Below are 507 nucleotides of genomic sequence, written 5' to 3'. Positions count from 1 at the left end.
GTCATTCGCTGATTAGCCACTGCACGGTTACGGTCTGCATATTCACCGGGCCAGTAACCCGCACCTTTTCGGGGAGGGATAAGCGCGCTGATTTTCTTACGCCGCAGTTCATCGTGACATAGCCGGGTATCGTAAGCGCCATCGGCGGCGGCTGACCTGATTTTCCGGTGGGTTTGCCGGATTAACCCGGGGAAGGCCTCTGAGTCCGTAACGTTGTTCAGCGACAGGTCAGCGCAGATGATTTCATGTGTTTTACTGTCAACGGCGAGATGCAGCTTACGCCATATACGACGGCGTTCTTTGCCGTGTTTTTTGACTTTCCATTCGCCTTCACCAAAGACCTTCAGCCCGGTGGAATCAATCACCAGATGCGCGATTTCACCCCGGGTGAACGTTTTGAAACTGACATTAACCGACTTTGCGCGCTTGCTGACACTGGTGTAATCCGGGCAGCGCAACGGAACATTCATCAGTGTAAAAATGGAATCAATAAAACCCTGTGCAGCC

At 52.7% G+C, this 507-nt stretch carries 1 protein-coding gene; it reads right to left on the bottom strand.

The annotated features are described in order from the left end of the window. Positions 1 to 507, bottom strand: a 507-nt coding sequence (locus K0778_RS27550) for an IS5 family transposase (RefSeq protein WP_153449297.1), incomplete at both ends; no start/stop codon positions are given.

Origin of the sequence: Escherichia sp. XD33, from assembly GCF_019375075.1 — a bacterium.
GTDB classification, from domain to species: domain Bacteria; phylum Pseudomonadota; class Gammaproteobacteria; order Enterobacterales; family Enterobacteriaceae; genus Enterobacter; species Enterobacter flexneri_A.
The sequence above is the reverse complement of the archived record's forward strand: the minus strand, read 5'-3'. Positions and strand labels throughout refer to the sequence as shown.